The organism is Streptomyces sp. NPDC001137, assembly GCF_040298885.1.
GTDB lineage: Bacteria > Actinomycetota > Actinomycetes > Streptomycetales > Streptomycetaceae > Streptomyces.
Map to the genome: position 1 here is coordinate 119,213 of NZ_JBEPBA010000001.1, position 20,049 is coordinate 139,261.

The window sequence follows — 20,049 nt, forward strand, 5'->3', positions numbered from 1 at the left end:
CACCCCCGCTCCCGCGATCTCAGCTGCGGCGCGCCTCGGAGTCGGCGGAGGCCTCCGCCGACCCGGCGTCCGCGTCCGAGTCCGCCGGCTCCTGGAACTCCACCTTGCTCATGTGCCGGTTCATGGACTTCATCAGGGCCCACACCGCCAGGGCCATCGCCGCGAAGACGATGAAGCCGAGGACGCCGGGGGTGACCTTGTTCTCGTCCACCTCCTTGGCGAGGGGGACGAGGTGCGTCATTGCCAGGCTCACGCTTGCGCTCATGTCAGGCATTCTCGCGGACGCCCGCGAAGAGGTCGTCCTCGGGGAGGGAGGTATCGACGAGGGACTTCGCGAGCTCGTACTCCTCCGTCGGCCAGACCTCCTTCTGGATCTCCATCGGGACCTTGAACCAGCCGCCGTCGGGGTCGATCTGCGTGGCGTGCGCGATCAGCGCCTTGTCGCGGATCTCGAAGAACTCGGCGCACGGAATGTGCGTGGTCAGCGTGCGCTCGACGCGCTCGAACTCGCTCCAGCGCTTGAGCCAGTCCCCGTACGGCGACTCCAGGCCGCGGTCCAGCATCGCGTTGTGCAGCGCCTCGGTGCGGGGGCGGTTGAAGCCCTGGTTGTAGTAGAGCTTGAGCGGCTGGTAGATGGGGCCGAACTCGGACTCCGGGTACTTCTCGGTGTCCGCCGCGCCCTCGAACGCCACCATCGAGATCTTGTGGGTCATGATGTGGTCGGGGTGCGGATAGCCGCCGTTCTCGTCGTAGGTGGTGATCACCTGGGGACGGAAGGAACGGATCTGCTTCACCAGCTCGCCGGCCGCCTTGTCGACGTCCTCCAGGGCGAAGCAGCCCTCGGGCAGCGGCGGCAGCGGGTCGCCCTCCGGCAGACCGGAGTCGACGAAGCCGAGCCACTCCTGCTTGACGCCGAGGATCTCGCGGGCCTCGTCCATCTCCTTCTTGCGTACCTCGTGGATGTGCTCCTCGATGTACTTGTCGCCCTGCAGCTTGGGATTGAGGATGGAGCCGCGCTCCCCGCCCGTGCAGGTCACGACCAGCACGTCCACCCCCTCGGACACGTACTTCGCCATGGTGGCCGCGCCCTTGCTCGACTCGTCGTCGGGGTGGGCATGCACGGCCATCAGTCGCAGCTGGTCAGTCAAGACTCAATCCTCGGTCAGTCGGCGCCCGGTGTGAACCGGCGCGATCGGCGGCTTCTATAGTGACCGAATCCGGGGGAGAAAAATTCCGTGGTCCGGTTTCGGAGAGGACGATCATGAGTACGGCGAGCACGCGGCTGCCCGAGGGCCGCTACGGCCGCTCCTCGGACGAGCGCGCCGACCGCAAGCTCAAGATCGCCGGGGCTGTGCTCGGGGCCTTCCTGCTCGTACTGATCGGCTACTTCGCCTACCACTACGTGGCCCAGAACAAGATCAGCGCCGAGGTGATCACCTTCGATGCGCACAAGGACGCGGTGAAGGTGCATCTGGAGGTCCGCAAGGACGCCGACGCCTCCGGCTACTGCACCATCCGCTCCCAGTCGAAGGACGGGGCCGAGGTGGGCCGGGCCGACTTCCACTTCGGCGGACACGCCACCCGCATCGACCGGCTCGTCACGCTGCGTACGACCTCCGAGGGCACCACGGCGGAGCTGCTCGGCTGCCACGCCGACTGACCCGGGCCGAAAATACACAAGCCGTGGCCTGCGGTGATGCAATTCTGATGGCTTATGTCCTCCCCCTTCAGCCGCTGAATTGTTAGGCTCGTGGTTTCGCCCATCCGTGAAGGAACATTCTTCTGGGTAGGGCGATGCTTTGTATTCCCAGTACCTACGAGGAGCACCTGTGACCCAGACCAGCGAGAACGTCACCTGGCTGACCCAGGAGGCGTACAACCAGCTCAAGGCCGAGCTGGAGTACCTGTCTGGTCCTGCGCGCACGGAGATCGCCGCCAAGATCGCGGCCGCGCGCGAGGAGGGCGACCTGCGTGAGAACGGCGGGTACCACGCGGCCAAGGAAGAGCAGGGCAAGCAGGAGCTCCGTGTGCGCCAGCTGACCCAGCTCCTGGAGAACGCCAAGGTCGGCGAGGCCCCGGCGTCGGCGGACGGCGCCGTGGCACCCGGCATGGTCGTGACGATCGCCTTCGACGGTGACGAGGACGACACGATGACCTTCCTGCTCGCCTCGCGCGAGTACGCGAGCTCGGACATCGAGACGTACTCGCCGCAGTCCCCGCTGGGCTCCGGTGTGATCGGCCACAAGGTCGGCGAGGACGCGGAGTACGAGCTGCCCAACGGCAAGAAGGCCTCGGTGAGGATCCTGAAGGCCGAGCCCTACACCGGCTGATCCGGTCCGCACGCCCTTCGGTGCCCCCGGCGTCCTGAGGACGCCGGGGGCGTCTTCATGCCATGGGTCACGCCGTCGCCGAGCGGTACTTCCGCACCGCCAGCGTCCTGAATATGACGATGATCAGGACCGAGTAGATCAACGAGGCCCACACGGGGTGCGCCATGGGCCAGGCGTCCGAGGGCGAGACGCCGGGGTTGCCGAAGAGCTTGCGGCAGGCCTGGACCGTCGCGCTGAACGGGTTCCACTCGGCGATGTGGCGCAGCCAGGGAGTCATGCGGCTGGAGTCCACGAACGCATTTGAGATGAACGTGACGGGGAACAGCCAGATCAGACCGCCGGAGGTGGCCGCCTCGGGCGTGCGCACGGACAGGCCGATGACCGCGCCGATCCAGGTGAACGCGTATCCGGTCAGGAGCAGCAGCCCGAAGGCGCCGAGCACCTCACCCATGTTGGTGTGGGTACGCCATCCGACCAGCAGGGCGACCATGGCCAGCACGAACAGCGTGAGCGCCGTCTGCACCAGGTCGGCCAGAGTCCGTCCGGTCAGCACCGCGCCGCGTGCCATGGGCAGCGAGCGGAAACGGTCGATGAGCCCCTTGTGCATGTCGTCGGCGATGCCCGCCCCCGCGCCCGCGGTGGCGAAGGTGACCGTCTGGGCGAAGATGCCGGCCATCAGGAACTCGCGGTAGACCTGTGGGTCCGTGGTGCCGCCGATGTTCATGGAGCCGCCGAACACATAGCTGAACAGCACCACGAACATGATCGGCTGGATGAGGCCGAAGATGACCATCTCGGGGATCCGGGACATCCGGATCAGATTGCGTTTGGCAACGACCAGCGAGTCGCGGATCGACTGGCTGACCGGGTTCGCGGGCGGCGCGACCCGCACGGCGTCCGTGACGGCGCTCACTTGGCTGCCTCCTTCTTCTGCTTGCGGTCCTTGGTCTCCGCCGTCGCGCCGTTCTCCTCGTCCTTGACCTCTGCCACGTGTCCCGTCAGGGACAGGAAGACGTCGTCGAGGGTGGGGCGGCGCAGGCCTATGTCGTCTATCTCGATGCCGCGGGTGTCCAGCTCCCGGATGACTTCGGCGAGCAGCTTCGCGCCGCCGGTGACGGGCACGGTGAGCTTGCGGGTGTGCTCCTCGACGGTGAGCTCGCCCTTGCCGAAGCCGGTGAGGACCTCGCCGGCGGTCGACATGTGCTCGCGCTCGTGCACCACGACCTCGACGCGCTCGCCGCCGGTGCGGGCCTTGAGCTGGTCGGAGGTGCCGCGGGCGATGACATGGCCGTGGTCGACGACCACGATGTCGTGCGCGAGGTGGTCGGCCTCCTCCAGGTACTGGGTGGTGAGCAGCAGGGTCGTGCCGCCGGAGACGAGCTGTTTGATGACCTCCCACAGCAGCTGGCGGTTGCGGGGGTCGAGGCCGGTCGTCGGCTCGTCCATGAACATCACGGGCGGCGAGACGACCAGGGCCGCCGCGAGGTCGAGCCGGCGGCGCATGCCTCCGGAGTAGGTCTTCGCGGGCCGGTCGGCGGCGTCCGCGAGGTCGAACTGGTCCAGCAGCTCCCCGGCCCTGGCCTTCGCGGCCCTGGCCTTCATCTGGTACAGCTGGCCCACCATCTGGAGGTTCTCGCGGCCGGTCAGGTACTCGTCGACCGCGGCGAACTGTCCGGACAGGCCGATGGAGCGCCGCACCTCGTTGGGCTGCTTGAGGACGTCGAGGCCGGCCACGACCGCCCTGCCGCTGTCGGGTCGCAGCAGCGTGGTCAGGCAGCGGACCGCCGTCGTCTTGCCCGCGCCGTTCGGCCCGAGCAGGCCCAGCACGGTGCCCTCGGGGACATCGAGGTCGACGCCGTCCAGAGCCCTTACGTCGCCGAAGGTCTTGACCAGTCCTTCGGCATAGATGGCGCCTGGCATGTGAGTCTCCACGTCGTCGGGGATTCTTCGGAAAGCCTTGCTCTGCGCACTTGCTCCGCCTGGTGGGTGACCCGACCGGCGGCCAGGACACACACCATAACGCGATGTATCGCGTCTCTCAACGCATTTGGTCGACCGGGTGACGAGGAGCCTTTGAGCTGGAGTTCTTGCCCAGTCCGGGGCGCCGGGCGGCTCAGTCGATGACCGTGTAGCCCGCCTCGCGCAGCGCCCGGCCGACCTCGGCGCAGTGCTCCCGCCCCTTCGTCTCCAGGTGCAGCTCGACCTCCGCCTCCGTGAGCCCGAGCCGTGGGTCGGTCCGTACGTGACTCACATCGAGGACGTTAGCGTCCACCACTGACAACACCCCGAGAAGAGTCGCGAGCGCTCCCGGCCGGTCCGTCAGCCGCAGCCGTACGGCCAGGTAGCGGCCCTGCGCCGCCATGCCGTGGCGCAGGACGCGCTGCATCAGCAGCGGATCGACGTTGCCGCCGGACAGCAGTGCCACCACCGGGCCCTCGAAGGCTCCCGGCTCGCTCAGCAGCGCCGCCACCGGACTGGCACCGGCCGGCTCGACGACCAGCTTGGCCCGCTCCAGGCACAGCAGCAGGGCGGTGGACAGGGCGTCCTCAGAGACCGTGCGGACCTCGTCGACCAGCTCGCGGACGATCCCGAACGGCACGTCGCCGGGCCGCCCGACCTTGATGCCGTCGGCCATGGTCGCCGGGTTGTCGACGGACACCGGACGCCCGGCCTCGATGGAGGGCGGGTACGCCGCCGCGCCCTCCGCCTGCACGCCCACGATCCGTACGTCCGGGCGCAGCGCCTTCACCGCGATCCCGATACCGGCCGCGAGGCCTCCCCCGCCGATACCGACGACGACGGTGCGCACCTCCGGGCACTGCTCCAGGATCTCCAGCCCGACGGTGCCCTGGCCCGCGATGATGTCCGGGTGGTCGAAGGGGTGGATGAACACCGCGCCGGTCTCGGCCGCGTACGCCTGCGCGGCGGCCAGCGTCTCGTCGACCACCTGGCCGTGCAGGCGCACCTCGGCGCCGTACTCACGGGTGGCGCTGATCTTCGGCAGTGGGGCGCCCTGCGGCATGAACACCGTCGCCCGCACGCCGAGCAGCGAGGACGCCAGCGCGACACCCTGCGCGTGGTTGCCGGCGCTCGCCGCCACCACCCCGGCGGCCCGCTCCTCGGGCAGCAGCCCGGCGATCCGGACGTAGGCGCCGCGCAGTTTGAACGAACCGGTGCGCTGAAGGTTCTCGCACTTGAGGTGCACCGGGGCGCCCACCAGCTGGGACAGATGCCTGCTGCCCTCCATCGCCGTCACCCGCGCCACGCCCGAGAGCATCTTCTGGGCGCCCCGCACGTCGTCGAGGGTCACGGGCCGAAAGGAGTCAGCCGTGCTGTAGCTCATGACTCAAGCATCGCAGTTCACAGGCGCGCACGGTCGCTGTGACCAACGTCCGAGACTGGTTTGCGCAGCGCCGGTACGGCTTGCCCCCCGGCCGCGTACTCTGTCCCCCATTCCAGACAGCCCCCCTTCATGAAGTGAGCCTCCGGCCATGCCCACAACACCTGAAATGTCGATGGACATGACGACCGTCGGTGACACCGGTCTCCTCGACACGCTGCAGCACGAGGTGGCGGTGTTCGCCCGCCGTGCCGAACAGACCCGGCTCGGCGGGGTCGGGCAGGTGCGCAACTCCATGGACCGCGCCGCGTACCTGCTGCTCAACCGCCTCGACAAGGAAGGCCCCATGGGCGTCAAGGCGCTCGCGGCGAGCATGGGCATCGACTCGTCGACGGTCACCCGGCAGGTGGCTCCGCTCGTGGACACCGGGCTCGTCAAGCGCACCTCGCACCCCGAGGACGGGCGCGCGGTGGTGCTTCAGCTGTCCCCGCGCGGCCAGGCGCGACTGGAGGAAGTGCGTTCCTCGAGGCGTCAGTTGATGGCCGAGCTGACACACGACTGGGCGCCGGAGGAGCGCGAGGCGTTCTGCACGCTCCTGACGCGCTTCAACACCGCTCTCTCCTCGCGGATGGCGGCCCAGGGGATGCCGGCGCCGGAGGCGTCGTCGGCCTCGTAGCCGCCGTCGGCAGGCGCACCCGCCGTGCTCGGTACGCGCGCGTGCCGCGCGGCTCTTGACCGAAAGGCCACCCCTGGCCTCAGATGAGACCGGGCCCCTTCGTACGCGGTCGCGCACCCGTACGCGGCCGGGTCCGTTCGGTCAGGGTCGCGTCAGGCGGGAGGCGTGGTGCGACAGCGGCAGGCGTTCCAAGGTGCCCGCCGGGCCCGGGAGTTCGAGGCGTTCGTCGCGGGCGCGGCAGGGCGGCTGCTGCATGCCGCCACACTGCTCACGGCGGAGGCCCCGGACGACAACCCGAGGGCGCGGCGCCTGCTGACGCTGGCCCTCGCGCACACGTACGCCTGCTGGGACAGGCTGCGCGGGGAGGACCCGTACGACCGTGCTCGCCAGTATCTGGCGACCCGCTTCGCGCGCGGGGCATGGCACCAGTACGGCGGTTTCGGCCGGGCCCGCCCGCATCCGGGCAGTCCGCTGGCGCTGCTGACGCCGCAGGAGCGTCTGATCCTGGTCCTCAGGCTGTACGAGGGGGTCGGCGAGGAGCAGACGGCGGCGCTGCTCGGCCTGCCGACGGAACGCGTCCGCGCCATCTGCGACCGGGCCACGGCGACGCTGCTGCGTCCGCCGCGCAGCCCGGCACCGGCGGTCGGCGGGGCGAAGGTGGCGCCGTCATGAGGCGCGCGGGCGGAGGGGGACGCGCATGAACCGGGCCGAGCGTCAGGCCGCCGCACGGCGGATCATGGAGCAGGTGCCTCCGCCGGTACCGCCGGACCTGTACGGGGAGGCCGTGCGCCGCGGTGCCCGCAGCCTGCGCCGCAGGACGCTCGCCCGCCGTCTGATGTGGCTGCTGCTGTGCGCCGCGAGTGTGGCGTTCCTCGTGTGGGCCATGACGGCCCGCCCGTGGGTGGAGCCGCCCTCGCAGACGACTCCCCCGTACACGGGCTGGTGAGCGGGCGGGCCGGCTAGCCGAGCGCCTGCTGCAGGTCCTCCAGGAGGTCGTCGACGTTCTCGATGCCGACGGAGAGACGGACGAGATCGCCGGGCACCTCCAGGGCCGAGCCGACCACGGAGGCGTGGGTCATCCGCCCGGGGTGCTCGACCAGCGACTCGACGCCGCCCAGGGACTCGCCGAGCGTGAACACCTTGGTGCGGTTGCAGACCTCGACGGCCGCCTCCTCGCCGCCCTCGACGCGGAAGGAGACCATGCCGCCGAAGGACCGCATCTGCTTGGCGGCGACCTCGTGACCGGGGTGCTCGGGCAGGCCCGGGTAGAGAACCTGCGTCACGCGTGCGTGCCGGGTGAGCATGTCGGCGACCTTGGTGGCGTTCTCGCTGTGCCGGTCCATGCGCACCGACAGCGTCTTCGCGCCGCGCAGCACCAGCCAGGAGTCGAAGGGCCCCGCGACCGCGCCCATCGCGTTCTGGTGGTACGCGAGCTCCTCGCCGAGCGCCTCGTCGGCGACGACCAGCGCACCGCCGACGACGTCGGAGTGGCCGCCCATGTACTTGGTCAGCGAGTGCACGACGACGTCCGCGCCGAGCGCCAGCGGCTGCTGCAGATACGGCGTGGCGAAGGTGTTGTCGACGACCAGCTTCGCGCCCGCGTCCCGGGCGATCTGGGCGACCGCGGCGATGTCGGTGATGCCGAGCAGCGGGTTGGAGGGGGTCTCCACCCACACCGCCTTGGTCTTGGGGGTGATGGCGGCTCGTACGGCGGACGGATCGCTGGTGTCGGCGACCGACCACTCCACCCCCCACCGGGCGACGACCTTCGCGAACAGACGGAAGGTGCCGCCGTACGCGTCATTGGGGATGACCACGTGGTCGCCGGGGCTGAGCAGCGCACGCAACAGGCAGTCCTCGGCCGCCAGTCCGGACGCGAACGCGAGGCCGCGACGGCCGCCCTCGAGGGCGGCGAGGTTCTCTTCCAGGGCGGTCCTGGTGGGGTTGGCGCTGCGGCTGTATTCGTAGCCGCCGCGCAGACCTCCGACGCCGTCCTGCTTGTAGGTCGAGACCTGGTAGATCGGCGGGACGACCGCGCCGGTGAGGGGATCGGCGGTGTTGCCCGCGTGGATCGCGAGGGTCTCGAAGTGCTGACTGATGTGCCTGTCGCTCATGGGCACCGAGGGTAGTGCGCTCGCGGGGCGCGCGCCGGGCGGCGAGGCGCACAGGGCCGTACTGCCGGGTTTTCCCTCGGTCCCGGCGCCCGGTTCTGGGAGTTTTCCACAGGGCGGCCGACCGGGTTCGCCAATTGTCACCGGCGTCTGGAACGCTTGAGTCATGGAATTTCTCTGGGTCCTGATCGCCGCCGTCATGCTGAGCTTCGTGCTGCTCCCCGTCCTGCGGCGCAGGCGGGGCATGATCGAGCAGGTCCCGGCCGGTCACCCGGACGCCGCCGACCCCGCGAACTACGGATTCGTGCGGGAGGAGGAGCTGGACGTCCGCATGCCCGGCCCCGACCAGGACCTGCTGGACGTCCTGGACCTGGTGCAGCGCACTCAGGACCACCGCGCGGCCTCCCAGCTGCTGGCGGGCACGGAGTCGGAGGGCGAGCTGCGCTGGCAGCGCGTGCAGGCCTTCGCGGGTGCCGCCTCACTGGAGCTGCAGCAGCGGCCCGGCGGGGTCAGCGAGACCCCGGGCGGTCAGTGGCTCAGGGTGTGGCGGGCCGAGCAGCCCAAGGACGCGGGCGGCGCCGCGGTGCACGCGGAGTTCCTGGTCCAGCAGGCGTGGCGGACGTCGACGCCGGGCACGGACGAGTTCCGGATCATCATGGAGGAGGCGAGGGCGGCGTGCGGCGATGCGGCGCTGCTCGCCCCCGGTGACCCGGTCCCGTACATCATCGAGCTGTCGGTGGCCCGCGGGCTGGCCTACTCCCGGACGGAGTTCGAGGAGCTCTGGCTGAGGATCCTGGACCGCGCCCCGGCCCACATGGGCGCACACCTGGCGGCCCTTCACTACTGGTGCGAGAAGTGGCACGGCTCGCGCGAGCTGGCGTACTCCTTCGCGGAGGCGGCGGCCGCGCGCGCACCCCAGGGTTCCCTCCTCGCCGCGATGCCCCTGTTCGCGGTCTTCGAGCACCTGCCCGAGGTGAACCTGGTCAGCAGCTTCTACCAGAGCGAGACCGTGCAGAAGGCGATCCACGGAGCGCTGCACGCCGTCCACTCGGCCCGCCCCGACGACCCGATGCTCGCGCACGTACGCCATCTGCTGGTCTTCTTCCTGGTCCGCGCGGAGCGCTGGGCGGAGGCCATGAACCAGCTGATACACATCGACGGCCACGTCGGCGCCCTCCCCTGGACGCTGTCCGCCGACCCGGCAGCCGAGTTCGCGGTCTACCGGGCGCTGGCGGTGGCGGGCTACGAGGCGAACGGCGGCAGTCCGGCGACGCTGCCGCACTGAGCGCCGGCCCCCCCGGGAGGGTGTCAGCCCTCCGTGCGGGCGGGCAGCCGCCATCCCGGGCGGGGGAAGTGGCAGGTGTAGCCGTCCGGGTAACGCTGCAGGTAGTCCTGGTGCTCCGGCTCGGCCTCCCAGAAGGGGCCGACCGGCTCCACCTCGGTGACGACCTTGCCGGGCCACAGGCCGGAGGCGTCCACGTCCGCGATCGTCTCCTCGGCGATCCGCTTCTGCTCGTCGTCCACGTAGTAGATCGCCGAGCGGTAGCTGAGGCCGATGTCGTTGCCCTGGCGGTTCTTCGTGCTCGGGTCGTGGATCTGGAAGAAGAACTCCAGGAGCGCGCGGTAGTCGGTCTTCTCCGGGTCGAAGAGGATCTCGATGGCCTCCGCGTGCGTGCCGTGATTGCGGTACGTCGCGTTCGGCACGTCACCCCCGGTGTATCCCACCCGGGTCGCCGTCACTCCGGGGAGCCGGCGGATCAGCTCCTCCATCCCCCAGAAGCATCCGCCCGCCAGCACGGCCCTCTGCGTCTGCGCAGCCATTGCAGTCCTCCCATTTCTGTCAGCTCGGTCACTGGGGCGACGCTGCTCGCACACCGCCGGCATCCCGTGCCCACCCTCCTCAACGCGCGAGGGTTCCACGCGATTCCGCGCCCGCCCGACCGGCCCTCCGGCCGAAAACCGGTCGCCGCCCGCACCGGCCGTCCCCCACGCTGTATGCCATGGAAGATCCACAGCGCGGCATCCGTGCGGTCCACACAGAGTCCACGATCACCGTCTACCAGGCCTACCCACCGGAGATCGGTGGACCCGCGGCCCGCACGGGACGGTTTCCCGCCGCGTGGAAGCGGGACCGGATGACCTGGATCAAGCCGTCATTCCTGTGGATGATGTACCGCTCCGGCTGGGGCACGAAGACAGGGCAGGAGACCGTGCTCGCCGTCGAGATCAGCCGGGACGGCTTCGAGTGGGCTTTGCGGCATGCGTGTCTGTCGAGCCATGTCCCCGCCGTGCACGCCGAGCGGGAAGCCTGGCGGCGGGAGTTGAAGGCTGCGCCGGCCCGGGTGCAGTGGGATCCCGAGCGGGATCTGCGGCTCCAGCCGCTGCCGTACCGGTCGTTGCAGCTCGGTCTCTCCGGTGAGGCCGTACGGCGCTATGCGGACGAGTGGACGGTCGCCATCAGGGATGTGACCCCACTGGCCCGGGAGATACGTGCGTATGTGGGCAGCGGCGACCTCGGCTCGGCGGCCCGGCTGCTTCCGCGGGAGCGGCCGTACCCCGCGGGGGACGAACTCCTGGCCCATCTGCGTCCGTCGGCTGCCGCAAATTCGGTTGCCGCACCGCGTGCAGATGCGGGCTAATGCCACGCATGGCTGACATCCAGGGCACGTACGACAGTCTGTTCACCGCGGTGCCCAGCAAGCTGGCGGAGATGCTGGACGGCGGGGACACGGGCGGCTCGGTGGCCGTCTTCGTGGACGGCGAACCGGTGGTGGACGTCTGGGGCGGGTTCGCCGACGCCGGGCGCACCGTGCCGTGGGAGCGGGACACGATCGTGGGCGTCTTCTCCGTCACCAAGACCATGACGGCGCTCGCCGCGCTCGTCCTGGCCGACCGCGGCGCGCTCGACCTGGACGCGCCCGTGGCCCGGTACTGGCCGGAGTTCGCCGCGGCGGGCAAGGGCGGGGTGCTGGTGCGGCACCTGCTCTCGCACACCGCGGGCCTGCCCGACTGGGACGGGCCGGTCGAGGAGCTCTACGACTGGCCGGCCGCCACGGCGCGGCTCGTCGCGCAGGCCCCCCAGTGGGAGCCGGGCAGCGCGGCCGGGTACCACTCGCTCACCCAGGGGTTCCTCGTGGGCGAGGTGGTGTGGCGGGTGAGCGGACGGAGCGTGGGTGAGTTCTTCGCTCAGGAGATCGCCGGGCCGCTGGGGGCCGACTTCCACATCGGGCTGGCCGCCGAGCACGACCGGCGGGTGGCGCTCACGGTGCCGCCGCCGGGACGGGACGAGGAGTACGTCGCGAGTGCGCCCGGCAGGGGTGCGACGCCCGCCGCCGGGACCGCCCTGCGGGTCCGGGACGGCAACAGCGTGGCCTGGCGCCGTGCGCAGATCCCCGCGGCGAGCGGATTCGGCAATGCCCGCTCGGTCGCGCTCGTGCAGTCGGCGATGGCCTGCGCGGGGACGCTGCGCGGAGTGCGGCTGCTGTCGCAGGCGGGGTGCGAGCGCGCCTGGGAGGAACAGTTCAGCGGCGACGACCGGGTGCTGGGCATGCCGGTGCGCTGGGGGCTGGGCTACGGGCTGTTCGGCAACACCTACGGCTGGGGCGGCTGGGGCGGATCGATGGTGATGATCGAACCCGAGTCCCGGATGGTGGTGGCGTACGTGACCAACCAGATGCGCGAACCCGCCGACGACAACCGGGGGTTGGAGATCGTCATGTCCGCCTACGACGGTCTCGTGGGACTGCGGGCCTGAGGGGTGGACGCAGAGATTGTGGGGGAAGTGGCGGGCAGCCGTGGCAGTCGTACGTTCCTGATCGGGGGCGGCTGGGACGCGACGGCCGCGCACGCCGTCTACGGGCCTTTCCTGCGGGCGGCCGCGGGGCCGCGCATCGGCTGTGTCGTGCTCGACGAAGGGGACGGCGGCGAGCAGTTCGGCCGCTACGACGCCGTACTGCGGAAGGTCGCCGACTGCGGGCCCGTACCGCTGCTGGTGCCGATCGGCGGGGAGTTCGACCCGGACCGCATCCAGGATCTGGACGGGCTGCTGGTCTGCGGTGGGCTGACGCCGGCGTATCAGGACGCGTTCGCCGGCTGTCTGGACCGAGTGCGGTCCGCGCTCGCCGAGTTCGGCGTTGCGTACGCCGGTTTCTCCGCCGGGGCCGCGGTCGCGGCGCGGCACGCCGTGGTCGGAGGGTGGCTCGACGACGGCGTACCCGTGTGCCACGAGGACACGGCCGAGGACCTGGAGGAGATCGCCGTACGGGCCGGGCTCGGCCTTGTGCCCTTCTCCGTGGAGGTGCACGCCGCGCAGTGGGGGACGCTGCCGCGCATGACCGCCGCCGTCGCAAGGCACGGACTCCCGCACGGTGTGGCCATCGACGAGAACACGGTCGTGGAGGTCGGCGCGGACGGACGCGCCCGGGTCTCGGGCCTCGGGCGCGCGCATTCCGTGCGACCGTCCGCCGACGGGAGCGTCCTCGTACGGGCCTACGGAGCCGGCGAGTTCCTCCCCGCCGAGTGAACCGGCAGGTCAACTCCCGCTGCCGTAGGGCCTGGTGATGATCTCCAGGTTGTGGCCGTTGGGGTCGTCGAAGTACGCGCCCCGCCCGCCGTCGTTGTGGTTGATCTCGCCGCGGCGGTGGTGGTACGGGTCCGCCCAGTAGGTCAGTCCTGCCTCCTGGATGCGGCCGAAGATGGTGTCGAACTCGTCCTCGGACACCAGGAACGCGTAGTGCTGCGGCGTGATGTCGTCGTCCGTCTCCATGTAGTCGAGGGTCACGCCGTTCGGGATCTCGACGGGGATGAAGGGGCCGAACGGCGGGCTGGGCTCCAGCCCCAGGATGTCGGCGAGGAACTGGGCCGACGCCTTCTTGTCATGAGCGGCGACGATGGTGTGGTTCAGCTGCACGTTCATCGTGTGGGCCTCCTCACGCCCAAGATACTCCGCAGGGCGGGCAAGGTAAGGCTCGCCTCACAAGGCCTCGGGGAGCCCGCGCGTGGGGCCCCGTCGGTCGTTTTCCGCCGGGGCCCCACTTGTCAGGCCGGTCAGATCTCTCAGATCTCTCAGCCCTGTCAGACCTGTCAGACCTGTCAGATCGTCGCGACGTCGATCACGAAGCGGTACCGTACGTCGCTCGTCACCACCCGCTCGTAGGCCTCGTTGATCTGGTCCGCGCTGATCACCTCGATCTCGGCGCCGAAACCGTGCTCGGCGCAGAAGTCGAGCATCTCCTGGGTCTCCGCGATTCCGCCGATCATGGAACCGGCGAGGGTCTTGCGGCCGGCGATCACCGAGAAGAGGTTCAGGGCGATCGGCTCCTCGGGGGCGCCGACGTTCACCAGCGCGCCGTCCCGCTTCAGCAGCGACAGGAAGGCGCCGAAGTCGAGCGGGGCCGAGACCGTGGAGAGGATCAGGTCGAAGGAGCCCTGGAGGTCCTTGAAGGTCTGCTCGTCGCTGGTCGCGTAGTAGTGGTCGGCGCCCAGCTTGAGGCCGTCGTCCTTCTTGCGCAGGGACTGCGAGAGGACCGTGACCTCGGCTCCCAGGGCGTGGGCGATCTTGACGCCCATGTGGCCGAGGCCGCCCATGCCGAGGATCGCGACCTTCTTGCCGGGGCCGGCGTTCCAGTGCTTCAGCGGGGAGTAGGTGGTGATGCCGGCGCACAGCAGCGGCGCGGCCACGTCCAGGGAGAGGGCGTCGGGGATGCGGACGACGAAGTTCTCGTCGACGACGACCTTCTGGGAGTAGCCGCCGTAGGTGGGCTCGCCGTCCTTGCCGATGGAGTTGTACGTGCCGACGTTGCCGCCGGTGCAGTACTGCTCCTCGCCGGCCTTGCAGCTCTCGCACTCCCGGCAGGAGTCGACCAGGCAGCCCACGCCCACACGGTCGCCGACCCGGTACTTGGTGACGCCCGCGCCGACCTCGGAGACGATGCCCGCGATCTCGTGACCGGGGACCATCGGGAAGATCGCCTCGCCCCAGCCCTCCTGCGCCTGGTGGATGTCGGAGTGACAGATGCCGGCGAACTTGATGTCGATCAGGACGTCGAACTCGCCGACCTCGCGGCGTTCGATGGTGGTGCGCTCCAGCGGAGCCTTCGCGGCGGGGACGGCGTAAGCGGCAACAGTGGTCATGCCGGTGGTCTCCTAGCAGTGGTTACGCGCCCGGCTGCCTTCTGACCGGGCATGTCGTTCAGCATGCCGGACCTCAGAGCCCTCACCCAGCCCACGCTTCTGCATAGGTCCGCTGTGCCTACCACTGGCGGGGTCAGGATGCTGTACGTACGACAGTGAATACTTGAGGCATGGACGAACAGCCCGATGCCGTACCCGAGCCCGCCGGGGCTCTGGACCGTCGTGCCGAGCTCAGCGAGTTCCTGCGCACCCGGCGCGCCCGGCTGAAGCCGGAGGACGTGGGGCTGCCGGACTTCGGCCGGCACCGGCGGGTGCCCGGACTGCGCCGCGAGGAGCTGGCGCAGCTGGCGGGCGTCTCGGTGGCGTACTACACGCGCCTGGAGCAGGGCAACGGGCGGAACGTGTCGGCGGAGGTGCTCGACTCGATCGCGCGGGCGCTCAGGCTGACGGACGCCGAGCATGCGCACCTCATCCACCTCGCCAAGCCGAAGCAGCACAAGAAGAAGCCGGTGGCCCGGTCGCAGCAGGTGCGGGGTTCGCTGCGGCAGCTGCTGGACTCGATGGACGGGGTGCCGGCGTACATCTCCGGGCGGCGCTCGGACATCCTCGCGTGGAACCGGATGGCGGCGGCCGTCTTCGGCGACTGGGGAGAGCTGCCGGCGCAGGAGCGGAACTGGGCGCGGCTGGTGTTCCTGCGGCCGGAGTACCGGGAGCTGTTCCTCGACTGGGAGCAGAAGGCCAGCGACGTCGTCAGCTTCCTGCGGATGGACGCTGGCCGCTGCCCGGACGACCCGCGGCTGTCCGCGCTGGTGGGCGAACTCTCCGTGAAGAGCGAGGAGTTCAGGCGGCTGTGGGCCACGCACGACGTGCAGGAGAAGGGCTACGGGGTCAAACGTCTGCACCATCCTCTGGTCGGTGACCTGACGCTCCACTTCGAGTCGTTCCGCTCGGCCGACGGTGACGATCAGGCGCTGACCATGTACCACGCCGAGCCGGGGTCCGCATCGGCGGAGGCGTTGCGGCTGCTGGCCAGTTGGGGGGCGGACGCCACTCGGGCGGGGCAGTCGGCGCCGTCCTCCTGAGCTGTGCCCGGCGGTTGGCGCACCGCTGCTGGGGGCTGCCGCCCCCAGACCGCTGCTGAAAGACCTCACCCCTGATACGGCGGCATCGTCCCCCACGTCCACCGCGGCACCGGCTGCTCCGCCGGCGGCTTGGCGTCCGGGCTGGAAAAGTACACCGCCAGCCTCGTCCCCCATTCCACATACGCCACGAACGCCGACCTGAACTCGGCATCCGTCGGCAGTCCCGCTTCGTCCGCCGCGTCCTGGATGAGGTTGACCCAGCGGCGGCGCTGTGGCTCGGTGATGTGCTTGCCGAAATGTTTGGCGACCATGTGGCCGTGGCCGCCCTGGGTCAGGGAGTAGGTGGCGGGGCCGCCGAAGACCTCGCCGAGCCAGAGGGCGACGTGCTCGGCGTGGTCGGGGGCCAGGCCGGCGAAGAGCGGGGCGAGGAGGTCGTCCTTCAGGACCTTGTCGTAGAAGGCCGACGTCAGACGGGAGAAGGCGGTGGCGCCCCCGGCCCAGTCGTACAGCGTCGGCACGGAGGACCCCGTACCGCGTACCGCCGTCGGCTTGTAGTGGCGCATCTCCTCGATGTGGGCGACGTACGGGCGGATCTCCGCGAGGAAGTCGGAGAACAGGTCCGAGCTGCGGAAGCCCTCCAGGTGGTCCTCGGTCGACGTCCAGGTGATGCGCAGGACGTAGTGCTCGAAGTCCTCCTCGCAGCGCGCGAGTTCGTAGTCCACGCACTGCGGTGCCGCGGCCAGTTGTACCGCGGCCCGGGTGTAGGCGGCGAGGAACTCCGCCGAGCGGTCTTCCGGGATGCGGTAGCGGATGTACTCGACGGTCTGTGTGGTCATGCGCCCACGGAAACACGGACCGCCCGCCGGAAGCTGCACTTCCGGCGGGCGGATCACTCAGCGCTCAGCGAACCTGCGGCTCACTCGGCGTAGTACGCGTTGTAGATCGAGATCGTCGACTTGTTGTTCTGCTTGTCGGTGATCTTGGCGTGGAAGGAGATGGCCTTGCCCTTCTCCGGGTTCTTCACCTTGATCTTGCCGCCCACGACGTCGAGCTTCGTCCAGGTCTTCCCGTAGTCGTACGACACGTAGACCGACAGCGACTTGAGGTTGCTGCCCTTGGCGGCGCCCTCGACGGTGACCGGGATCGACACCGTCTTGCCGGCCTCCACCTTGTTGTCCAGGCCGGTGGTCGCGTTGAAGCGGACCGTGGACGCGGGCAGGGTGGCCACGTCGGACGTCTTCTTCGAGCGGAAGGTCCAGCTCGCGTCGATGCGGGTGGAGGCCTCCGCGACCAGGACACTGCGCTTGACGGACGTCGTCAGCTTGTAGTCGGCCTCGTCGGCGGGGACCTTGAACTCCTTGTTGCCGAAGAGCGGGTCGTCGTTGGAGCCGACCTTGGTGCCGTTGCGGTACAGGGTCGTGTCGACCGCGGTGAATTCCGAGGAGCCGGCGTGGCCCGCCCCGTCGGTGAACAGCGGCAGATAGCCGTAGATGCTGTTGCCGTCGCGGAAGAGCCCGAAGTACTTGTTCAGATGCGGACCGAAGACCGCCCTGTTGAAGGTCTTCGTGTACTTCTGGCCCGCCTTGAAGGTCTGCGGGTCGCCGAGCGTGTAGTACGCCTCCGGGATCGGGAAGCCGTCCGCGTCATGGCCCTTGATCTGCTCGAAGTCCCACGTCCACTGGATCTTGTCGGAGGTCGACAGGTACAGCGTGCGTGCGCCCGGCAGCTTCTGCTCGATGCCGCCCGCGAAGACGGCGTCCTGCGGGAACAGCCCGAGGGGCATCAGGACGCCGGTCTTGCCCGGGGCTCCCGAACCGAGGTTGTTCTTCACCGTGGCGAGCTCGCTCGCCTTGAAGTGGCGGACCTTGTCGCCCTGGATCTTCTTGACCTTGGCGGTGGTGGCCACGTCGTACTCGGCGTCGTCGCCCTTGGTCCACTGGCCGTTCCAGGTTTGGTGCAGGCCCGACACCTCGCCGCCCAGCGGCGCCACGCGCACGTCGGCGAAGGACTTCAGACCGAAGCCGAAGCCGCCCACGGGGTCGTAGTTGTAGCTGACCATTCCGAGCTGCTGCTCGGCCTGCGCGTCCGGCACCGTGATGTCGGCCGCCTTCGTCCTGCGGGCGTCGATCGTCACCGTGGTGTTCTTGGTGACGCTCAGCTTCGGCTGGACCAGCCAGTCGAGGCCGCCCTCGAATTTCACGAGGTCCTTCGCGATCCAGGCGTCCAGCAGGTAGTTGCCCCGGGGCAGGCGCATCGTCGTCGTACCGGAGTCCGAGAGGGTCACCGGGTAGCCGCGGCCCTCGGCCAGGCCCGAGTAGCCGAGCAGGACGTCGTTGTAGTTCCCGGTCGGCTGTCCGTCACGCCCGATGTGCTTGAACGTCACGCTGTACGACTCGACCTCGCGCTGTACGCCCGCTGCCGTACGCACGCTCTGCCCGCCGCCCGTCGCCGTCACATACGCGGAGTACGCGCCGTCGAGCGTGCCGCCCAGCTTGGTGTTGACCGTCAGGTTGACGGAGGCCTTGCCACCCGCCGGGACGGTCAGCTTCGTCGCGGCCAGCTTGAAGAAGCCCGCGGGGGCCGCCTGGCCCTTGGGGTTCGTGGCGGTGGCGGACAGGTCGAGCGTGACGTCCTTCGTACCGAGGTTGCGGTACGTCAGCTGCTTGGTGACCGGCTTGTCGTCGGTGTGCGGCCACTGCTGCACACCGAAGCTCAGCGACACCGGGTCGGCGATCACGCTCTGCTTGATGGCCTTGTCGACGGCGATACGGCCCGCACCCTGCTGGAAGGCCGTGTACTTGCCGCCCTTCGCGGAGCCGGTCAGCGCGCCCTTGAGCTCGGAGAACTTCCAGTCCGGGTGCTGCTGCTTCAGGATCGCGGCGGCGCCCGCGACATGCGGCGTCGCCATCGACGTACCCGAGATGGTCAGGTAGCCGGGCGGGTTCTCGCCGACCTCCTGGTCGATGACGCTGCCCTTGGCGGCGGCCGCCGTGATGTCCACGCCGGGCGCGGTGACGTCGGGCTTGATGGCGCCGTCGACGGTCGGGCCGGTCGAGGAGAAGTCGGCCAGCTTGTCGTGGTCGTCGACCGCGCCGACGGTGAGCGCGTCCTCGGCGCTGCCGGGCGAACCGACCGACTCGGGGCCGGCGTTGCCCGCGGCGATCGCGAAGAGGATGCCCTTCTGCTCGGACAGCTTGTTGACCTCGGCCTCGAGCGGGTCGATGCCGGGCGCGTCCTGGCCGCCGAGGCTGAGGTTCACGACGTCGGCGCCCTGCTCGGCCGCCCACTCCATGCCGGCGAGGATGCCGGAGTCGTCACCGGAGCCGGTGTCGTCGAGGACCTTGCCGTTGAGGATCTTCGCGCCGGGCGCGACACCCTTGTACTTGCCGCCCGACTTGGCGCCGGTGCCCGCCGCGATGGACGCGACGTGCGTGCCGTGCCCGAAGTGGTCGGTGGCGTCGGCGGCGGTGGAGAAGTTCTTGGACTCGATGACCTGGGTCGCCAGGTCCGGGTGGGTCGCGTCGACACCGGTGTCCAGTACGGCGATCTTGACGCCCTTGCCGTCGTAGCCGGCGGCCCATGCCTTCGGTGCGCCGATCTGCGGGACGGACTTGTCGAGGCTGGCCCTGCGGGTGCCGTCGAGCCAGACGTGCGCGATACCCGCGGCGGCCGTGGCACCGTTGGTGACGGCGTCCCACAGCTCGGGCGTTTCCTTCTGCGGGGTCTGAACGGCGTCCGCGTTCAGGGACTTCAGGGTCCTGCGGAGGGTGCCCGCGTCACGGACGTCGGCCTTCGCGGCGGTCGCCGCGCCCTGGTAGCCGACGATGACCTTCAGCCCCTTGGCCTGGGACTTGCGGGTCGCGGACTTGTTGAGCTCGGTGATGTCGAACAGCCGCTGGTCCAGCTTGCCGGTGGCGACCAGCCGGGCCGCGTCCGCCGGTACGACGAGCGTGTGCCCGCCGGCCTTGCGGAACTGAACGGGTATGTGCTCGCGCCCCTTCGCCCGCTCCAGGCCGACGACCCGGCCCTTGGAGTCGACGACCACACGGTCGCCGGTGATCAGGGTGATGCGGTGCTTGGACGTGAGCTGAGTCTGCGGAGCGGTCGTCGACTGCTCCGGCTTCGCGGACGCCGGGCTGGTCATACCCGCCGCCAGGGCCACGGCGGCCGCCGTGGCAACGGTTGCCGCGCATGCTCTCTTCACTTGTCTGCGCAAGTCTCCCCCTGGAGATGAAGTACCGGGCGTTTTCCCCTGTCACCCGGCCGGGGGCGGTCCCGCACACATGAACGCGTGCACCCCCCGGAACACGCAGTATGCCGGGGGGTGATCAGGCAGCTCAATAGATGAGAAGAAGGTAAGAGGCGGCCCTGGGGACTG

At 69.9% G+C, this 20,049-nt stretch carries 21 protein-coding genes; 10 read left to right on the forward strand and 11 right to left on the reverse strand.

Annotation, left to right across the window (positions count from 1 at the left end):
• Window positions 1–19: 19 nt before the first annotated feature.
• Both ABT254_RS00535 and mca read right to left on the reverse strand, forming a co-directional pair.
• Window positions 20–274: a hypothetical protein gene (locus ABT254_RS00535; protein ID WP_351462245.1), complete on the reverse strand. Its 255-nt coding sequence runs from the start codon at window positions 272–274 to the stop codon at window positions 20–22.
• Window positions 267–1,148 (reverse strand): mycothiol conjugate amidase Mca, encoded by an 882-nt coding sequence (gene mca / locus ABT254_RS00540; protein WP_351462246.1) that lies wholly within the window; start codon window positions 1,146–1,148, stop codon window positions 267–269. Before mca ends, ABT254_RS00535 begins: the two co-directional genes overlap by 8 nt.
• Before the next feature lie 113 nt (window positions 1,149–1,261).
• Between mca and ABT254_RS00545 the strand changes: the two genes are divergently transcribed.
• Together ABT254_RS00545 and greA are read left to right on the forward strand one after the other, a co-directional pair.
• Complete coding sequence (locus tag ABT254_RS00545; RefSeq protein WP_351462247.1) at window positions 1,262–1,660, forward strand: DUF4307 domain-containing protein; 399 nt, start codon at window positions 1,262–1,264, stop codon at window positions 1,658–1,660.
• Between the two features lie 169 nt (window positions 1,661–1,829).
• Window positions 1,830–2,330 carry a transcription elongation factor GreA gene (gene greA / locus ABT254_RS00550; RefSeq protein ID WP_351462248.1) on the forward strand — a complete coding sequence of 167 codons (501 nt, stop codon included), beginning with the start codon at window positions 1,830–1,832 and terminating at the stop codon, window positions 2,328–2,330.
• A 67-nt stretch (window positions 2,331–2,397) separates the two neighbouring features.
• Here the strand turns inward: greA and ABT254_RS00555 are convergent, their stop codons facing one another.
• From ABT254_RS00555 to ilvA, 3 genes are all read right to left on the reverse strand, one after another.
• Window positions 2,398–3,243, reverse strand: coding sequence for an ABC transporter permease (locus ABT254_RS00555; RefSeq protein ID WP_351462249.1), 846 nt, complete (start codon window positions 3,241–3,243; stop codon window positions 2,398–2,400).
• Window positions 3,240–4,250: an ATP-binding cassette domain-containing protein gene (locus ABT254_RS00560; protein WP_351462250.1), complete on the reverse strand. Its 1,011-nt coding sequence runs from the start codon at window positions 4,248–4,250 to the stop codon at window positions 3,240–3,242. The genes ABT254_RS00555 and ABT254_RS00560 overlap by 4 nt, the downstream gene beginning before the upstream one ends.
• 193 nt (window positions 4,251–4,443) lie before the next feature.
• Window positions 4,444–5,673, reverse strand: a complete 1,230-nt coding sequence (gene ilvA / locus ABT254_RS00565; protein WP_351462251.1) for a threonine ammonia-lyase — start codon at window positions 5,671–5,673, stop codon at window positions 4,444–4,446.
• Between the two features lie 166 nt (window positions 5,674–5,839).
• On the opposite strand from ilvA, the gene ABT254_RS00570 reads away from it, so the two are divergent.
• The 3 genes from ABT254_RS00570 to ABT254_RS00580 all read left to right on the forward strand — a co-directional run bounded on the left by ABT254_RS00570 (window position 5,840) and on the right by ABT254_RS00580 (window position 7,292).
• On the forward strand, window positions 5,840–6,346 hold the full coding sequence (locus ABT254_RS00570) for a MarR family winged helix-turn-helix transcriptional regulator (protein ID WP_351462823.1): 507 nt from the start codon (window positions 5,840–5,842) through the stop codon (window positions 6,344–6,346).
• A 168-nt stretch (window positions 6,347–6,514) separates the two neighbouring features.
• On the forward strand, window positions 6,515–7,018 hold the full coding sequence (locus tag ABT254_RS00575; protein WP_351462252.1) for a sigma factor-like helix-turn-helix DNA-binding protein: 504 nt from the start codon (window positions 6,515–6,517) through the stop codon (window positions 7,016–7,018).
• Between the two features lie 25 nt (window positions 7,019–7,043).
• Complete coding sequence (locus ABT254_RS00580) at window positions 7,044–7,292, forward strand: hypothetical protein (RefSeq protein ID WP_351462253.1); 249 nt, start codon at window positions 7,044–7,046, stop codon at window positions 7,290–7,292.
• 13 nt (window positions 7,293–7,305) lie between these two features.
• Here ABT254_RS00580 and ABT254_RS00585 read toward each other — a convergent pair whose 3' ends face one another.
• A complete protein-coding gene (locus ABT254_RS00585) occupies window positions 7,306–8,460 on the reverse strand; it encodes a cystathionine gamma-synthase (RefSeq protein WP_351462254.1) in 1,155 nt (384 codons plus the stop codon).
• Between the two features lie 163 nt (window positions 8,461–8,623).
• Here ABT254_RS00585 and ABT254_RS00590 point away from each other — a divergent pair, with 163 nt between their 5' ends.
• Window positions 8,624–9,742 carry a hypothetical protein gene (locus ABT254_RS00590; protein ID WP_351462255.1) on the forward strand — a complete coding sequence of 373 codons (1,119 nt, stop codon included), beginning with the start codon at window positions 8,624–8,626 and terminating at the stop codon, window positions 9,740–9,742.
• Window positions 9,743–9,765: 23 nt separating this feature from the next.
• Here the strand turns inward: ABT254_RS00590 and msrA are convergent, their stop codons facing one another.
• A complete protein-coding gene (gene msrA, locus ABT254_RS00595) occupies window positions 9,766–10,278 on the reverse strand; it encodes a peptide-methionine (S)-S-oxide reductase MsrA (protein ID WP_351462256.1) in 513 nt (170 codons plus the stop codon).
• A gap of 179 nt (window positions 10,279–10,457) precedes the next feature.
• On the opposite strand from msrA, the gene ABT254_RS00600 reads away from it, so the two are divergent.
• The 3 genes from ABT254_RS00600 to ABT254_RS00610 are packed head-to-tail and all read left to right on the forward strand — an operon-like array spanning window position 10,458 to window position 12,979.
• Window positions 10,458–11,096 (forward strand): DUF4291 domain-containing protein, encoded by a 639-nt coding sequence (locus ABT254_RS00600; RefSeq protein WP_351462257.1) that lies wholly within the window; start codon window positions 10,458–10,460, stop codon window positions 11,094–11,096.
• 8 nt (window positions 11,097–11,104) lie between these two features.
• Window positions 11,105–12,211 carry a serine hydrolase domain-containing protein gene (locus tag ABT254_RS00605; protein WP_351462258.1) on the forward strand — a complete coding sequence of 369 codons (1,107 nt, stop codon included), beginning with the start codon at window positions 11,105–11,107 and terminating at the stop codon, window positions 12,209–12,211.
• A 27-nt stretch (window positions 12,212–12,238) separates the two neighbouring features.
• The gene (locus ABT254_RS00610; protein WP_351462259.1) at window positions 12,239–12,979 is read left to right on the forward strand and encodes a type 1 glutamine amidotransferase family protein; all 741 of its coding nucleotides are present in this window, start codon (window positions 12,239–12,241) and stop codon (window positions 12,977–12,979) included.
• A 9-nt stretch (window positions 12,980–12,988) separates the two neighbouring features.
• On the opposite strand, the gene ABT254_RS00615 is transcribed toward ABT254_RS00610, so the two are convergent.
• Together ABT254_RS00615 and ABT254_RS00620 are read right to left on the reverse strand one after the other, a co-directional pair.
• Window positions 12,989–13,372 carry a VOC family protein gene (locus tag ABT254_RS00615; RefSeq protein ID WP_351462260.1) on the reverse strand — a complete coding sequence of 128 codons (384 nt, stop codon included), beginning with the start codon at window positions 13,370–13,372 and terminating at the stop codon, window positions 12,989–12,991.
• 176 nt (window positions 13,373–13,548) lie between these two features.
• Window positions 13,549–14,589, reverse strand: coding sequence for an NAD(P)-dependent alcohol dehydrogenase (locus tag ABT254_RS00620; protein ID WP_351462261.1), 1,041 nt, complete (start codon window positions 14,587–14,589; stop codon window positions 13,549–13,551).
• 170 nt (window positions 14,590–14,759) lie between these two features.
• Between ABT254_RS00620 and ABT254_RS00625 the strand changes: the two genes are divergently transcribed.
• The gene (locus ABT254_RS00625) at window positions 14,760–15,671 is read left to right on the forward strand and encodes a helix-turn-helix domain-containing protein (RefSeq protein ID WP_351462262.1); all 912 of its coding nucleotides are present in this window, start codon (window positions 14,760–14,762) and stop codon (window positions 15,669–15,671) included.
• 65 nt (window positions 15,672–15,736) lie between these two features.
• On the opposite strand, the gene ABT254_RS00630 is transcribed toward ABT254_RS00625, so the two are convergent.
• Window positions 15,737–16,507, reverse strand: coding sequence for a group II truncated hemoglobin (locus ABT254_RS00630; protein WP_351462263.1), 771 nt, complete (start codon window positions 16,505–16,507; stop codon window positions 15,737–15,739).
• An 80-nt stretch (window positions 16,508–16,587) separates the two neighbouring features.
• A complete protein-coding gene (locus tag ABT254_RS00635) occupies window positions 16,588–19,815 on the reverse strand; it encodes a S8 family serine peptidase (RefSeq protein WP_351462264.1) in 3,228 nt (1,075 codons plus the stop codon).
• Window positions 19,816–20,049 lie beyond the last annotated feature (234 nt).

Bases quoted from the DNA above. Each gene is read 5' to 3' on its own strand.
- ABT254_RS00600 (WP_351462257.1), top strand. From the start codon at position 10,458: ATGGAAGATCCACAGCGCGGCATCCGTGCGGTCCACACAGAGTCCACG.
- ABT254_RS00615 (WP_351462260.1), bottom strand. From the start codon at position 13,372: ATGAACGTGCAGCTGAACCACACCATCGTCGCCGCTCATGACAAGAAG.
- msrA (WP_351462256.1), bottom strand. From the start codon at position 10,278: ATGGCTGCGCAGACGCAGAGGGCCGTGCTGGCGGGCGGATGCTTCTGG.
- ABT254_RS00535 (WP_351462245.1), bottom strand. From the start codon at position 274: ATGCCTGACATGAGCGCAAGCGTGAGCCTGGCAATGACGCACCTCGTC.
- ABT254_RS00570 (WP_351462823.1), top strand. From the start codon at position 5,840: ATGTCGATGGACATGACGACCGTCGGTGACACCGGTCTCCTCGACACG.
- ABT254_RS00560 (WP_351462250.1), bottom strand. From the start codon at position 4,250: ATGCCAGGCGCCATCTATGCCGAAGGACTGGTCAAGACCTTCGGCGAC.
- ABT254_RS00590 (WP_351462255.1), top strand. From the start codon at position 8,624: ATGGAATTTCTCTGGGTCCTGATCGCCGCCGTCATGCTGAGCTTCGTG.
- ABT254_RS00620 (WP_351462261.1), bottom strand. From the start codon at position 14,589: ATGACCACTGTTGCCGCTTACGCCGTCCCCGCCGCGAAGGCTCCGCTG.
- ABT254_RS00630 (WP_351462263.1), bottom strand. From the start codon at position 16,507: ATGACCACACAGACCGTCGAGTACATCCGCTACCGCATCCCGGAAGAC.
- ABT254_RS00585 (WP_351462254.1), bottom strand. From the start codon at position 8,460: ATGAGCGACAGGCACATCAGTCAGCACTTCGAGACCCTCGCGATCCAC.
- ABT254_RS00635 (WP_351462264.1), bottom strand. From the start codon at position 19,815: ATGACCAGCCCGGCGTCCGCGAAGCCGGAGCAGTCGACGACCGCTCCG.
- ABT254_RS00545 (WP_351462247.1), top strand. From the start codon at position 1,262: ATGAGTACGGCGAGCACGCGGCTGCCCGAGGGCCGCTACGGCCGCTCC.
- ilvA (WP_351462251.1), bottom strand. From the start codon at position 5,673: ATGAGCTACAGCACGGCTGACTCCTTTCGGCCCGTGACCCTCGACGAC.
- ABT254_RS00625 (WP_351462262.1), top strand. From the start codon at position 14,760: ATGGACGAACAGCCCGATGCCGTACCCGAGCCCGCCGGGGCTCTGGAC.
- ABT254_RS00605 (WP_351462258.1), top strand. From the start codon at position 11,105: ATGGCTGACATCCAGGGCACGTACGACAGTCTGTTCACCGCGGTGCCC.
- ABT254_RS00580 (WP_351462253.1), top strand. From the start codon at position 7,044: ATGAACCGGGCCGAGCGTCAGGCCGCCGCACGGCGGATCATGGAGCAG.